This window comes from Sporosarcina sp. P26b (assembly GCF_002743245.1).
GTDB classification, from domain to species: Bacteria; Bacillota; Bacilli; order Bacillales_A; family Planococcaceae; genus Sporosarcina; species Sporosarcina ureae_C.
In genome coordinates this window covers 1-14,723 of the sequence record NZ_PDYW01000016.1, presented here as the reverse complement: position 1 = coordinate 14,723, position 14,723 = coordinate 1, and the positions used below count along the sequence as shown (strand labels likewise).

The 14,723-nt window shown below is 42.1% G+C and carries 16 protein-coding genes and 1 riboswitch; of the genes, 1 reads left to right on the top strand and 15 read right to left on the bottom strand.

The genetic code is table 11. From position 1 onward, the window contains the following. Positions 1 to 75 precede the first annotated feature (75 nt). Both CSV69_RS12355 and CSV69_RS12350 read right to left on the bottom strand, forming a co-directional pair. On the bottom strand, positions 76 to 1,056 hold the full coding sequence (locus tag CSV69_RS12355) for an NAD(P)H-dependent flavin oxidoreductase (protein WP_085426810.1): 981 nt from the start codon (positions 1,054 to 1,056) through the stop codon (positions 76 to 78). A 168-nt stretch (positions 1,057 to 1,224) separates the two neighbouring features. Further along, positions 1,225 to 1,698: a MarR family winged helix-turn-helix transcriptional regulator gene (locus CSV69_RS12350; RefSeq protein ID WP_099693574.1), complete on the bottom strand. Its 474-nt coding sequence runs from the start codon at positions 1,696 to 1,698 to the stop codon at positions 1,225 to 1,227. Between the two features lie 169 nt (positions 1,699 to 1,867). Between CSV69_RS12350 and CSV69_RS12345 the strand changes: the two genes are divergently transcribed. Further along, entirely contained in the window at positions 1,868 to 2,296 is a 429-nt protein-coding gene (locus CSV69_RS12345) for a PaaI family thioesterase (RefSeq protein ID WP_369823959.1), read from the top strand. A gap of 68 nt (positions 2,297 to 2,364) precedes the next feature. On the opposite strand, the gene sufB is transcribed toward CSV69_RS12345, so the two are convergent. The 13 genes from sufB to CSV69_RS12275 form a co-directional block, all read right to left on the bottom strand. Next, on the bottom strand, positions 2,365 to 3,762 hold the full coding sequence (sufB, locus tag CSV69_RS12340; RefSeq protein WP_085426811.1) for a Fe-S cluster assembly protein SufB: 1,398 nt from the start codon (positions 3,760 to 3,762) through the stop codon (positions 2,365 to 2,367). A 42-nt stretch (positions 3,763 to 3,804) separates the two neighbouring features. Further along, positions 3,805 to 4,242: a Fe-S cluster assembly sulfur transfer protein SufU gene (gene sufU, locus CSV69_RS12335; protein ID WP_085426812.1), complete on the bottom strand. Its 438-nt coding sequence runs from the start codon at positions 4,240 to 4,242 to the stop codon at positions 3,805 to 3,807. Next, the gene (locus CSV69_RS12330; RefSeq protein ID WP_085426813.1) at positions 4,232 to 5,461 is read right to left on the bottom strand and encodes a cysteine desulfurase; all 1,230 of its coding nucleotides are present in this window, start codon (positions 5,459 to 5,461) and stop codon (positions 4,232 to 4,234) included. Before CSV69_RS12330 ends, sufU begins: the two co-directional genes overlap by 11 nt. After that, on the bottom strand, positions 5,461 to 6,768 hold the full coding sequence (gene sufD / locus CSV69_RS12325; protein ID WP_085426814.1) for a Fe-S cluster assembly protein SufD: 1,308 nt from the start codon (positions 6,766 to 6,768) through the stop codon (positions 5,461 to 5,463). The genes CSV69_RS12330 and sufD overlap by 1 nt, the downstream gene beginning before the upstream one ends. Before the next feature lie 18 nt (positions 6,769 to 6,786). Beyond that, entirely contained in the window at positions 6,787 to 7,566 is a 780-nt protein-coding gene (gene sufC, locus CSV69_RS12320; protein WP_085426815.1) for a Fe-S cluster assembly ATPase SufC, read from the bottom strand. Between the two features lie 794 nt (positions 7,567 to 8,360). Beyond that, positions 8,361 to 9,542, bottom strand: a complete 1,182-nt coding sequence (locus CSV69_RS12310) for a dicarboxylate/amino acid:cation symporter (RefSeq protein ID WP_099693572.1) — start codon at positions 9,540 to 9,542, stop codon at positions 8,361 to 8,363. Between the two features lie 309 nt (positions 9,543 to 9,851). Then, positions 9,852 to 10,706, bottom strand: a complete 855-nt coding sequence (locus CSV69_RS12305) for a MetQ/NlpA family ABC transporter substrate-binding protein (RefSeq protein WP_085426817.1) — start codon at positions 10,704 to 10,706, stop codon at positions 9,852 to 9,854. A 65-nt stretch (positions 10,707 to 10,771) separates the two neighbouring features. Then, entirely contained in the window at positions 10,772 to 11,440 is a 669-nt protein-coding gene (locus CSV69_RS12300) for a methionine ABC transporter permease (protein WP_085426818.1), read from the bottom strand. Beyond that, positions 11,433 to 12,458 (bottom strand): methionine ABC transporter ATP-binding protein, encoded by a 1,026-nt coding sequence (locus CSV69_RS12295; protein WP_099693571.1) that lies wholly within the window; start codon positions 12,456 to 12,458, stop codon positions 11,433 to 11,435. The genes CSV69_RS12300 and CSV69_RS12295 overlap by 8 nt, the downstream gene beginning before the upstream one ends. A gap of 84 nt (positions 12,459 to 12,542) precedes the next feature. Further along, positions 12,543 to 12,648, bottom strand: a riboswitch (SAM riboswitch). A gap of 49 nt (positions 12,649 to 12,697) precedes the next feature. After that, on the bottom strand, positions 12,698 to 12,997 hold the full coding sequence (locus CSV69_RS12290) for a thioredoxin family protein (protein ID WP_085426820.1): 300 nt from the start codon (positions 12,995 to 12,997) through the stop codon (positions 12,698 to 12,700). Continuing rightward, entirely contained in the window at positions 12,990 to 13,343 is a 354-nt protein-coding gene (locus tag CSV69_RS12285; RefSeq protein ID WP_199170420.1) for a toprim domain-containing protein, read from the bottom strand. Before CSV69_RS12285 ends, CSV69_RS12290 begins: the two co-directional genes overlap by 8 nt. A gap of 61 nt (positions 13,344 to 13,404) precedes the next feature. Further along, complete coding sequence (gene gcvH, locus CSV69_RS12280) at positions 13,405 to 13,785, bottom strand: glycine cleavage system protein GcvH (protein ID WP_085426821.1); 381 nt, start codon at positions 13,783 to 13,785, stop codon at positions 13,405 to 13,407. Positions 13,786 to 13,861: 76 nt separating this feature from the next. Then, positions 13,862 to 14,221: an arsenate reductase family protein gene (locus CSV69_RS12275; RefSeq protein ID WP_085426822.1), complete on the bottom strand. Its 360-nt coding sequence runs from the start codon at positions 14,219 to 14,221 to the stop codon at positions 13,862 to 13,864. Positions 14,222 to 14,723: the final 502 nt, after the last annotated feature.

The following is a 14,723-nucleotide window of genomic DNA, read 5'->3' as shown; positions in this document are numbered from 1 at the left end:
GACAAATAAAAAACAAGCGTGTCTGGATGGACATACTTGTTTTTTATCGTAAATCGATTCATTTTTCCCACTGTATTATCTGCTCGCTGTGTTCACTCGATCTCCTACCAACCGATCTTTTGCCTCATTGTATTGCTGAGCCAATTGCGCGACGTAATCTTTTGTAGGTTGTACTTTATCGATAATACCAATTCCTTGTCCACAACCCCAAATATCTTTCCAAGCTTTTTGACCCGCATCCCCACCGAAGTTCATTTTACTTGGATCACTTTCTGGCAAGTTTTCAGGATCTAAGCCCGATGCACGAATAGATGTAGCTAAATAATTCCCGTGGATACCTGTGAAGTAATTGCTATACACGATATCATCCGAAGTTGCGTCTACAATTGCTTGTTTATATTCGTCAACTGCTCTTGCTTCTTCAGTAGCGATGAATGGCGATCCGATGTATGCAAAGTCTGCACCCATTGCTTCAGCTGCTAATACGCTTCCGCCAGTTGCGATAGAACCTCCTAGCACGAGTGGTCCATCAAACCATTCACGGATTTCTTGAACGAGTGCGAACGGGCTTTTCGGACCAGCATGACCACCCGCTCCTGCCGCTACCGCAATTAAACCATCTGCCCCTTTTTCAATAGCTTTTTTCGCGAACATATTATTGATGACATCATGCAAAACGATACCACCGTAACTATGCGCTGCCTCATAGACATCTTCTCTCGCACCAAGAGATGTAATAATGATCGGAACTTTATACTTTACACACAGCTCCATATCTTCTTGCAATCTTTCGTTGGATCGGTGAACGATTTGGTTGATCGCAAATGGTGCGGCTGGTTTAGTAGGATTTTTGGCATTATAGTCCGCTAATTCTTCTGTAATCTCAATCAACCACTCTTCAAATTGTGCAACTGGTCTTGCGTTTAGAGATGGCATAGAACCAATTATTCCTGCTTTACATTGCTCAATCACAGTCTTAGGATTACTAATAATAAACATCGGGGAAGCAATCACCGGAAGACTCATACTGTTTTTCAATTCTACTAAATTCATCATAAACACTCTCCTTTTATCGTAAGCGCTTTCAAAATGTGTTCTGTGTATATCTGTTACTAACGTAAAAACCGTACTCTTCAAAACTCCTACATCGTCAATACATGTATATACATGTATTTTACTTGATTTTTTTGAGTTGTCAATCAATTTATGAATGAAGATTCATTTTCATGTCGATAAACTTTTGATCTCTTCTATTACTTTCTGTAATGAGGCCAACTTCTCCAGTAAATCCATATACTCTGTTTTGCCAATAGAGCCTTCAATTTGTTCCTGTACTTGCATCCAAATAGGCGTAGCGTTATTTAATTTCTCATACCCTACATCTGTTAACGTAACGACTTTTATTCGCGAATCCTGTTTCACTCTCTTGATCTGTACATATCCTGAATCGTTTAAAATATTTAAGTTACGCGTGACGGTCGTTTGATCCAACAACATAATTTCACCTAATTTACTAATGGATATGTCTGGTGTTGCATAAATATTGCCTAGCATATAATATTGGGTGATTTTTAATCCAGTAGGTTTTAACAGTTGGTTGTACAGTTGTGTAAGTGAACCGGATACCGTACGGAGATTAGCACTGGCGCATACATCAATAATATATTTTGCTTGTTCTTGATCCAAATCCTTTTTCACGACACTCACCCCTTCTTTCAAATGTAGATAGCTAACTTTCTAATGAGCCTTGACAATTTATCCAACACTATATTAGGGTACATGTACGCATATTCTTTTTACAGTTGGGTTCATAGCAGTATGCGTTACACTTATATGTATATACATGTAATAGAAGTATATCATGGAAATGGAGGGTAAGAAGAGGATGAAAGAACTTAATTTATTGGACGGTTTGGACTTAAAAGATACGCTGATTGGTGCATTGGGAATTACCTTTAAAGAACTAGATCCAGACAAAGTCGTCTGTGAAATGCCGGTTGGACCGAAAACCGTTCAACCGATGGGATTATTGCATGGAGGTGCGTCCGTGGCGCTCGCTGAGACAGCTGCTAGCATTGCCGCCGCTTTAAACTTGAATCCAGAGACACATTATCCAGTTGGGCTAGAAATCAATGCGAATCATATACGGGGTAAAAAAGATGGCATAGTTACTGCTACCGCCACCCCTTACCATAGGGGCCGCACCTCAATGGTTTGGGACATCCAAATTACAGATGAAGCAGGTAAATTAATCAGTGTGTCCAGATGCACAATTGCCGTTGTTGAGAAAAAATAGGTCAAGCTACTATCTTCACATAAAAAAACCCTGTTCGCACCAGTAGATGCGAACAGGGTTTAATTGTATTATCCGATTGAACCTTCCATCTCGAACTTGATCAGACGGTTCATCTCTACCGCATATTCCATCGGTAGTTCTTTTGTAAATGGCTCGATGAAGCCCATTACGATCATTTCTGTTGCTTCCAATTCAGGAATACCACGGCTCATCAAATAGAAGAGCTGCTCCTCGGAAACTTTTGATACTTTTGCTTCGTGTTCCAATGAAATATTGTTATTCAAGATTTCATTGTATGGAATTGTATCTGAAGTAGATAGTTTATCCATGATCAACGTATCACACTCAATGTTGGCACGTGCTCCGTCCGCATTACGTCCGAAGTGGACAACTCCGCGATACGTTACTTTTCCGCCGTGTTGAGAGATAGATTTTGAAACAATAGTAGAAGACGTATTAGGTGCCAAGTGCATCATTTTCGCGCCGGCATCCTGGTGCTGTCCTTTACCTGCTAATGCGATGGATAAAGTCAAACCACGTGAGCCTTCACCTTTTAGGATGACTGCTGGGTACTTCATCGTCAATTTAGAACCAATGTTGCCATCGATCCATTCCATTGTCGCATTTTGCTCACATACCGCACGCTTCGTTACCAAGTTGTAGACGTTGTTCGCCCAGTTTTGGATTGTCGTGTAACGGCAATATGCATCTTTTTTGATGATGATTTCAACAACCGCACTGTGTAGAGAGTTTGTTGTGTAAACAGGTGCTGTACAACCTTCTACGTAGTGAACGCTTGCGCCTTCGTCTACGATGATCATTGTACGCTCGAACTGTCCCATGTTTTCCGAGTTAATACGGAAATACGCTTGTAGCGGTGTTTCTACTTTTACGCCAGGCGGTACATAGATAAATGATCCACCAGACCATACAGCAGAGTTCAACGCTGAGAATTTATTATCCGAGTTTGGAATAACTGTACCCCAATACTGCTTGAATAACTCTTCGTTTTCACGAAGTGCAGAATCCGTGTCTTTAAAGACAATTCCAAGATCTGTTAGTTCTTCTTTCATATTGTGATAAACTACCTCAGATTCATACTGTGCAGATACACCTGCCAAGTATTTTTGTTCTGCTTCAGGAATACCTAGTTTATCAAACGTACGCTTGATTTCTTCAGGTACTTCATCCCAAGAAGTTTCTGCACCTTCAGATGGTTTTACGTAGTACGTGATTTCATCAAATTTCAATGAATTCAAGTCTCCGCCCCATTGTGGCATTGGCTTACTGTAGAAGATCTCAAGAGACTTCAGACGGTAATCCAACATCCATTGTGGTTCACTTTTCATTCCAGAAATTTCTTCTACGATTTCGCGTGTCAGTCCACGTTCTGAACGGAACACCGAAACGTCCTTATCACTGAAACCATATTTGTAATCGCCGATTTCCGGCATCTGTTTTGCCATTACTATTCCTCCGTCCCATAATTGCTCGTACTATGGCCAAGGTCACTGCGACTCGCCAGAGACTCCCTTTTCCATCGCCTTCCAGCTCAATGTTGCACATTTTATGCGGGCAGGGAATTGCGCGACACCCGATAGTGCTTCTAAGTCGTCAAGATCAATCGACTCATCAATATCTTTGCCTAGCATCATATTTGAAAAAGTATGAGCTAATTGCAATGCGCGCTCTGTTGTTTCACCTTTAATCATCTGTGTCATCATGGAAGCAGATGCCATTGAAATGGAACATCCTTCGCCTTCAAACTTAACATCCTTGACGATGTCGTCTTCTACGTTCATTGTTAAACGGATGACGTCACCACAAGTTGGATTGTTCATGTCGATTGTAACATTACCATTCTCCAAGACGCCTTTGTTTTTCGGGTGTTTATAGTGCTCCATAATTACAGAACGATAAAGTTGATCTAATTTATTAGTAGACATCGTTAAAATACTCCTTTGTTGTGCGAAGTCCTTCCACGAGGCGATCTACGTCATCAGTGGTGTTGTAAAGATAGAAGCTAGCACGTGCTGTCGAAGAAACTTGTAACCATTTCATCAACGGTTGTGCACAATGGTGACCTGCACGAACAGCTATACCATTCATATCGAGTACAGTAGCAACATCGTGAGGATGGACGTCATCCAAATTGAATGTGACCAATCCTGCGCGCTTTTCTGGATCTCTTGGACCGTAAATGGTCAAACCGTCGATTTCAGACATTTTATCCATAGCATAACCAGCTAGTTCGTGTTCATGCTTTTCGATAGCATCCAAACCGATTTCTTCCAGGAAGTCGATGGCTGCACCGAGTCCGATAGCTCCTGCAATAATAGGTGTGCCGCCTTCAAATTTCCAAGGCAACTCTTTCCATGTGGATTCGTATAATCCGACAAAATCAATCATTTCGCCGCCGAATTCGATAGGTTCCATATTATTGAGCAAATCCTTCTTACCGTAGAGGACACCGATACCGGTAGGTCCACACATTTTGTGTCCGGAAAATGCAAGGAAGTCGCAATCTAGATTCTGTACATCTATTTTTAAATGTGGAGCTGCTTGTGCAGCATCCACACACATCACTGCGCCATGTTGATGGGCAATTTTTGTGATTTCTTCAATCGGATTCATCGTACCGAGGACGTTGGAAACATACATGATCGAAACAATTTTCGTTTTGTCTGTAATGGTTTCCCGTACTTTATCAAGTGATAATGTACCGTCTTCTTCTAAATCAATATATTTTAACACGGCGCCAGTTTCTTTTGCGAGCTGTTGCCACGGAATAATATTGGAATGGTGCTCCATATGTGTAATGACGATCTCGTCACCTTCCGAGACATTGGCACGGCCATAACTTTGCGCAACAGTGTTGATAGCTGTTGTTGTACCGCGCATGAAGATCACTTCTTGCGTGGATTTGGCATTAATGAATTTACGGACTTTCTCGCGAGCACCTTCATAGCCGTCTGTCGCGCGATTCCCAAGTGTATGCACCCCACGGTGAACATTCGAGTTATCAAAGCGATAGTAGCGATTCAGTGCCTCAATTACTTGAACAGGCTTTTGTGATGTAGCAGCACTATCCAAGTAGACAAGAGGATGTCCATTGACTTCTTGGTCTAATATAGGGAAATGATTGCGGATGTCTTTGCTGAGCATTAGCGCACTTTCCTTTCAATAACCTCCGTCAATTGTTTTCTAACTCCTGCGATTGGCAATTTGCTAACGACTGGAGCTAAGAAACCATGAATGATGAGGCGTTCTGCTTCTTCTTGTGTAATACCACGGCTCATTAGATAGAACATTTGTAGAGGATCTACACGTCCTACTGAAGCTGCGTGACCTGCTGTTACATCGTCTTCATCGATGAGTAAAATCGGGTTTGCGTCTCCGCGCCCTCTTTCACCCAACATCAGAATACGTGACTCTTGCACTGCGTTAGAACGAGTAGCGCCTTTTGCGATACGACCGATTCCATTAAAGATGGCAGTAGAGTTTTCTTTCATTACACCGTGCTTCAAAATGAAAGCGTCTGTATCAAGTCCCCAGTGTACGATTTCAGATGTGAAGTTTTGTTTCTGGTTACCGCGTCCGACGACTACGGATTTCATATCACTAGATGAACCGTCACCTACTAAATGCGTGATGTTTTCAGAAATCGTATTGCTGTCGTTCATCAGTCCAAGCGCCCACTCAATGCGTGCGTGAGGTCCAGTAACACCGCGACGGTTGACATAAGTTGTCATACCTTCTGCTAATACGTCGACTGCACCGTAGACAATTTTCGCATTCGCCATAGCAAATACTTCAGATACAATGTTCGCTTGAGTTGCCGCATGCTCGATAGTAGAAAGATAGCTTTCTACATATGTTACTTGGCTGTTTTCCTCTGCGACAATTACTACGTGGTTAAATAATGAAGCTTCTTCATTATCGTGAATGAAGAGTACTTGCAGTGGATCTTCGATAACTACGTTTTTAGGTACGTAGACAAATACTCCACCGTTGATCAATGCTGCGTGAAGAGCTGTTAATTTATGCTCATCCACTTTCACACCATTAGTCATCAAGTGTTTCTGCAACAACTCACTGTGTTCGCGTGATGCCGTGAAGATATCCGTCATAATAACGCCTTGTGACTTCAGATCTTCTGACAATGAAAGGTATGCAGGTGTGTTATTGTGCTGCACGTAAATGTTTTGTTGTTGTTCGTCATCAATCAATGCTTTCGCTTCTGTTGGCATTTCTTCCAAGCCCGCGAAGATTGAGCTTTCAACTGTATGTGAAGGGAATTCCGTGAAATTCCACTTTGTAATCTTAGTTTTATCTGGTCTTGGCATTTCGAGTACTTCAGCTTTAGCTAGAGCATTCGAACGAAAATCTGCCATCCAAGCAGCTTCCTCCACTTTTGCGGAATAAGAGCGGACGTCTTGTTCGGTCAATGCCAATGTTGTTTCAACCGTCATTTTGAGTCGTCCCCTTTCTTATGCTTCTTGTCCAACAGTTTCGTCTTCGATACCTAGCTCTTCTTTGATCCAGTCATATCCTTCAACTTCAAGTTTCTTGGCCAATTCAGAACCACCAGTTTTAACGATTTTACCTTGCATGATGATATGCACTTTGTCCGGCGTGATGTAGTCTAACAAACGCTGGTAGTGAGTGATGATCAAGCAACCAAAACCTTCACCGCGCATTTGGTTGATTCCGTTAGAAACAATTTTCAATGCGTCGATATCTAGACCTGAGTCAATTTCGTCAAGTACTGCAAACTTTGGTTTCAACATCATTAGCTGGAGAATTTCATTACGCTTTTTCTCTCCACCAGAGAAACCTTCGTTTAAATAACGAGTTGCCATATCTTCTTCCATTTCAAGAACTTCCATCTTGCTATCCATTTCACGAATAAATTTCATCAATGAAATTTCATCGCCTTCTTCACGACGTGCGTTCACTCCAGAACGGAGGAAGTCTGCGTTCGTTACGCCAGTGATTTCACTTGGATATTGCATTGCTAGGAATAGACCTGCTCTTGCGCGCTCATCTACTTCCATTGCTAATACGTCTTCTCCATCAATTGTAATTGATCCAGAAGTGACTTCATATTTCGGGTGACCCATGATTGCTGATGCAAGCGTAGATTTCCCCGTACCATTGGGACCCATGATTGCATGGATCTCATTTGTATTTATTGTTAAGGTAACACCCTTTAAGATTTCTTTGTCCTCAATTTGGACATGAAGATCTTTAATTTCCAAAATTGCCATTCCAATACCTCCAGTATGATCACGTTGAATGGTTTATCCATTCTCTATTTAGTATCATTCTAATCTTAACTCATATTCGAGTTGGTTGCAAATCTTTAAGAATCATTACAAATATTGAACAATATCATTGGCAGCTTGTGGCTGGCTGCGTTTTTCTTGTTATTTATTTTTCAATTGACTACTAGTGAATGAGAATCAACTGTAGATTGGTACATAAGAATTAGATGAGAAAATAAAGTTGATTGAAAAATGATGAAGTTAGAACTTTTTATGCAGGTTGAGTTTAAAAGCGATTGCTTGGGCATAGTTAGTTACTTAGTAAATGGTTCGGGATGGAAGCTCCAGTTGGGGGACGCTTTCCCATGGGCCCGCGGGAAGAGCCGTAACGAAGAACGGCTTTTGCGAGTAAAAGCGAAGCGTTAGGAGCACATCTTTGCACTTCGCCCCCAACTTCCGCTTCCATCCTACTTTGATAGTACAGGTACTTAGATTATTCATTGAACTAAGTATTTGAATTATTGTTATGTTTAAAATTAATTTAAGTTCAAGTTCAAGTTCAAGTTCAAGTTCAAGTTCAAAATAGAATACAATTCTAGCTTTAATGCACAATGAATAAGTTTTACCTGCTTACATTGTGAAGATAAGCGTAGCATTGGAAGTAGATTTTTGTACTCGAAATCCCTACTCCAACACTATGCCACCTTTCCCCTATTTCCTATACTTTTGCAAGTCAAAAAGGAGCTGTCACTCTTCGTCATTTGAAATGATGGCGAAGGGACAGCTCCTTTATATCTCTATACTTTTTTAGTGAAGCGGTCGACGATCATTGCAAGTGCGCCGTCGCCTGTTACGTTTGTTGCTGTTCCGAAGCTATCTTGTGCTAGGTATAATGCGATCATTAATGCTACCATGCCGTCGGTGAATCCAAGCATAGTCGTCAGAAGTCCAGTTGCGGCAACGACTGCACCACCCGGTACTCCCGGAGCTGCGATCATTGTAACACCTAGCATAAAGATGAATTGCAAGTACGCACCAAAGCTAACGTCGAACCCGTTCATCAGCATAACCCCGATTGAACAAGAGACGATGGTAATTGTACTACCTGACAGGTGAATCGTTGCGAATAACGGAACCGCGAAGTTCGTTACGCGTTCTGAAGCACCCGTCTTTTTCGCCTGACGAAGTGTAACCGGAATCGTGGCCGCAGATGACTGCGTTCCGATAGCTGTCAAATACGCAGGCAGCATCGTTTTCATTAACACAAATGGATTACGCTTGTTCAATGTACCTGCCACTGTGTATTGCAATGTCAGCATGATCAAGTGAAGAATAATGATCATAATGAAAACAAATACAAAGACAGAAAGTACATTCGCTACTTCCCCTGTATACGTCATATTCAAGAAAATCCCGAATATGTGGAATGGTAATAGTGGAATAATCACGACAGAAATAACCTTATCAATAATTAAGTTAAACTCTTCGAAAAATGACAGCATCGTCTTACCTTTAATCGCTGCCATCCCAATTCCAAGTAAGAATGCCATCAGTAACGCTGTCATAATACCCATCATTGGATCCATTTCCATTTTGAAGAACGCTTCTCCCGCTTCACGCGCGCCTTCTGCAATGTCCGTCTTCGTCGTTGGATTAATAAAGTTCGGTAAAATATTCGTTGCTGCAAAATAAGCAAGTAAACCAGCGATAATTGTAGAGCCATAAGCAAACGCAGCAGACATGCCTAGTAGTTTGCCTGAACCTGCCCCGAGCTTTGCAATACTTGGTGCGATAAACGCGATGATGATCAGTGGAACTACAAAGTTCAAGAATCCACCGAATAACATATTAAATGTGGCTGCTAAACGAACGAACCAATGCGCAAATCCTTCATGGATCGTCGGCAATAACAAGCCTAGTCCAATTGCCAGGGCAATGGCAATCAAAATTCGCCAAATAAGCCCTAATTTAAACTTCACAATACGTCCTCCTCAAATACACATATGTATTACTCAAACAAAATTAACTTTACCACATGTCGAAAGAATAAAGAAGATTTTGTTTGGGGTTAATGTAAATTTATTTAGAGGTCGTGGGTTGTCTATGAGCGGTTATGGGAGGTCTATGAGCGAATACGGATGCGAATAGAGCGAATAACATGCCCTATAGAGCATTCAAACGCTTGAATAGAGCGCTTAGCGGGCACTATAGAGCGCTCACGCAAATGATTGAGCTTAACTAGCCTAATAAAAAACCGGTAGCTGCAATAGCTACCGGCATTTCTTTGTTTATTGTACTGGAACGACTGATCCAGACCATTCGTCTAAAATGAAGTTTTGGATTTGTTCTGAAGTCAATACTTCGACCAAAGCTTTGATTGCATCACTGTCTTCGTCACCGCTATTTACAGCAATTACGTTAACATAAGGAGACTCTTTATCTTCTAGCGCAATAGAATCTTCCATTGGATTTAAACCAGCGTCGATTGCAAAGTTCGAGTTGATCAACAATGCATCGCCTTCATCATTCGCATATAACTGAGGCATTAATGCCGCTTCGTAGTTCGCATCAAACTTTAGATCTTTCGGATTTTCTACGATATCTCCTACTTCTGCTTTCACTTTTTCTACGTCGTCAGCCAACTTAATCAAGCCTTTTTCCTCAAGCATAGCCAGTACACGTCCGTGATCTGCAACCGAGTTACTGATCAAGATTGTAGCACCTTCAGGAAGTTCTTCAAGTGAATCATATTTCTTAGAGTACACACCGATTGGCTCGATGTGGATTGCACCAGCATTGACGAAATCATAACCGAAATCAGCAATCTGACTTTCTAAGTATGGAATGTGTTGGAAGTAGTTCGCATCCAATTCACCTTCATCCAAATCTTTATTGGGAAGTACATAATCTGTGTAACTTTCAATTACTAAATCATAGCCCTTTTCAGCTAGTAATGGCTTTGCTTCTTCCAAAATGACTGCGTGTGGCGTGTTAGACGCCCCTACTGTCAATGTTGTTTTCTCGCCTTTTTCAGCCTCGTCCACATCTGGTGCTGCCCCGTCCTTGCTATCGTCTTTCGTTCCGCATGCTGCCAGTGCAAGCACTAATACTGCTGCGAATAAACCGAATAAAAATTTCTTCATCTCCACATTTCTCCCTCTCCATTAATGGAATGTTTTATGGTCAACAGGTTACCCTGAAAATCCTATTACCGTTTGTCCAAACGTTTTACAATGAGATCACCAATAATTTGGATGATGAATACGACAACCAATACTAAAATCGTTGCCATGATCGTAACGTCTTCCCTGCTACGCTGGAACCCTTCTAAATACGCAAGTGTACCGAGCCCTCCAGCACCAATGACCCCTGCCATCGCCGTATAGCCGACAAGTGCAATAGATGTCACCGTAATTCCAGAAACCAATGCTGGCATCGATTCAGGCAACAAGACCTTGAAAATAATAGTGGATGTTTTGGCACCCATTGAGCGAGCTGCTTCGATAACCCCTTTATCGATTTCCTGCAACGCGATCAATACCATGCGTCCGTAAAATGGAGCCGCCCCGATGATTAACGCAGGCAATGCCGCATTCGGTCCACGCATGCTGTCAAACAATAACTTTGTAAATGGGATAAGTAAAATAATTAAAATGATGAATGGAATTGATCGGAATATATTCACGAACGCGCCAGTAATAACGTTAATCATTTTATTAGCCCATAATTGTCCTGGGCTAGTCAAAAACAATATAAGTCCAAGTGCGATACCAAAAACGAACGTAAAGAATGTCGAGTATGCGGACATATAGAGCGTCTCGCCTGTCGCAAGCCACATTTTGTCCCAGTCAACATTCGGGAACCATTGCTCAATCATGTAGCAGCACCTCCGTCTTTACTTCATTGGCATCTAAGAAGACGATTGCTTCATCAATGACCGCTGTATCGCCTACCAATTGAAGTACTAATGTGCCATATGCGCCGTCACGCGTAGTCGAAATATTCCCTTGTACGATGTTGACGTCAATTGGAAATTTACGGATTAACTCAGCAAGCACTGGCTGTTCCGTACGCTCTCCAATGAAGGCTAACTTCACTAGCTTCCCTTGAGGTACTTCTTCTTGTAAATGAGCCATCGCTGCATCCGTATCACCAGTATCTGTCACTTGTGAAATGAAACGCTTCGTAATATCAGCCTGTGGAGATTGGAAAACGTCCAACACGTTACCGATTTCCATCACTTTTCCGGCTTCCATGACCGCCACCCGATTACAGATCTTACGAATGACATGCATTTCATGCGTAATCAAAACAATTGTCAGTCCAAGACGTTCATTAATATCCGTTAATAAATCCAGAATAGCATTCGTTGTTTCTGGATCGAGTGCGGATGTCGCTTCATCACAAAGCAATACTTCCGGATCATTTGCAAGGGCACGTGCAATACCGACACGTTGCTTCTGACCGCCTGAAAGTTGTGATGGATACGCCTTTTCGCGTCCTGTCAATCCAACTAAATCAATTAGTTCTTTGACTTTTTGCTTGCGTGCCGATTTCTTCACGCCAGCGATTTCAAGAGGAAACATGATATTCTCTTCTACCGTTCTCGACCACAACAAATTAAAGTGTTGAAAGATCATGCTGATTTTCTGTCGCGCATTGCGCAAGCCTGCACCTTTTAACGTCGTCATTTCCTGTTCATTAATCTTAATACTACCGGACGTCGGAGTTTCAAGACCATTCAGTAGTCTGATCAATGTACTTTTACCTGCTCCGCTGTATCCGATGACGCCGAAAATTTCTCCTTCTTCGATGTCAAATGTCACATCATCTACTGCGACAATTTCTGAACGGTTCAATTGGAACCTTTTATGAACGTTTGCTAGTTGAATCATTTTCCGCACCACCTTTAATTTAAAAAGACCTTCCTGCAGTTGAGCAGAAAGGTCCAACGTATATACATATGTACGTTACCATTTCTCTCATCTATCAAAGCATTACACTTTGAGTGAATTGGCACCATTTCACATATGTGACGGTTGCCGGGCTTCATAGGGCACTTCCCTCCACCGCTCTTTATAAGAGTTACGTATTCAATTGATTATCTACTTATACCATACTTCGAATTCTATTGTCAACTGAGCTTCTCCAGTAGATAAGGTACAGATTGAAAAGCGTAAATTTTTTCTATCGGCTCGCCTTTTCGTTGAATGAGCAAACAAGGAACGCTCTCTACTTCATATTCGATTGCAATATCCTGGACGTAATTCAAATCCGCTTTTCCAATGGGCAATTCCGGTCGCATCGCTTCTATTACCGTTAACATTTTCGAAGCGACTGCACAGGTACCACACATAGGTGTAAATAAATAAAAAGCGGCTATTTGCTCCGCCGCCTTTGCATGTTTCCAGTCTTCGATTGACCAATTATTCATGTGTTCCACCTGCCAAAAATTTAGGATGTACTTTAAAATTGGCGGCAGCTAAAATGCTGGCCAATAGCTTGATAGGCGTCGTCTCCACTTCACGATAGAGACGATCCGTGTATAGGTGTCTAGCTTCCGGATACAGTTGTTTGAACAGCTTTCGAATGGATTCACCTGACGCGTCCGCATCCAAAAATATGAAGATTTCATGTTGCTCGTACGGCTCAAGCAGTTCTTCGATGTGGTACGCACTGATGGTACCATTCGTACAAAGAATCTCTACAGGCTCTGCAAGGATCGGCACTAACCGCTTACGATCCGAACCGCCTTCTACAATGAGAACTTTCAGGTCCATGCGCTTCCTCCTAGAGTGTAAAAAAAACGCTGAGACGTTCCAGCGCTTTCCTTTGTGATGATTATTCAGCTGTCATTTCTTCGTATTGTTCAGCTGTCATTAACGCATCCAATTCAGCTTTGTCATCGATTTCAACTACAACCATCCATGCACCTTCGTATGGAGATTCGTTAACCAATTCAGGGCTGTCTTCAAGGTTTTCGTTCACTTCTACAACTTTACCAGTTAGTGGAGCATACAATTCAGAAACAGTTTTCACTGATTCAACGCTTCCGAAAGGCTCGTCAGATTTCAATTGATCGCCAACTTGTGGGAGTTCAACGAATACGATATCCCCTAGTTCAGACTGTGCAAAATGTGTGATTCCGATACGGTATTTACCGTCTTCTTCTTTTACCCATTCGTGCTCTTCTGAATAACGTAAATCTTTTGGTGTGCTCATGTCGTTACCTCCAAAAATATAATAGTTTATCTATCTTTAGTTTGCCATAGTTCCCGCGTAAAGACAAGATTCTAGATCATTTCTTCCATGTTTCTGCGAATGTTGTTTCATTGAAACCAACGGTCACTTTTTGGTTGTCCGACACGAGTGGACGTTTGATGAGCATTCCGTCTGAAGCGAGCAGTGCGATCTTTTCGTCGTCTGTCATGGTAGGTAGTTTGTCTTTCAAATTGAGCTCGCGATATTTCATGCCGCTTGTGTTGAAGAACTTCTTCATTTCGAGCCCGGAGTTTGCGATCATGCTACGAAGGTCGTCTTCGCTCGGTGGTTGTTCGGCGATGTTGTGTTCTTCGAATGAAATCCCCTCGTTCTCGAGCCATTTCTTCGCTTTGCGGCATGTGGTACATTTCGGATAGCCGTAGTATGTGATAGTCATAGTCGTAATCCTCCTTTTTTTCAGTATAGCAAATAAAGGCGTGTGGATACTAGTTTGGCGTGATAACAATGAGAAGCTGGCAGAGTGCTGGGGTGGGGATTTGCGCTTCGGAGGGGACGCGTTCTGGAGGGCGGGCGGTGAACCACACCCCTTCGCTTCGCTCGCAGGGTGTTTCACCTGTCCCGCTGATCCTCCCAGAGTCGCCCCTCCTACACTCCAATCCCTTGCAATGTAAGGAGGAGACACTTTTTTATAGTGCATTGAAATACGTTTTGTAATGGATTTTTGAACTTCAGTACTTGAATCTAAATAAGTAAAGACAAAACAATAATTCAAATACTACCTTCAATGAGTGATCTGAGTAACCGTACTATCAACGTAGGATGGAAGCGGAAGTTGGGGGCGACTCCCTCTTGAAAAGGTGATGATGACAAGGCTTGTCGCATTATTCTATTGACCCAAAAAGAATTTATATGACTAGTAAAGAGAATCGTCTACCTGA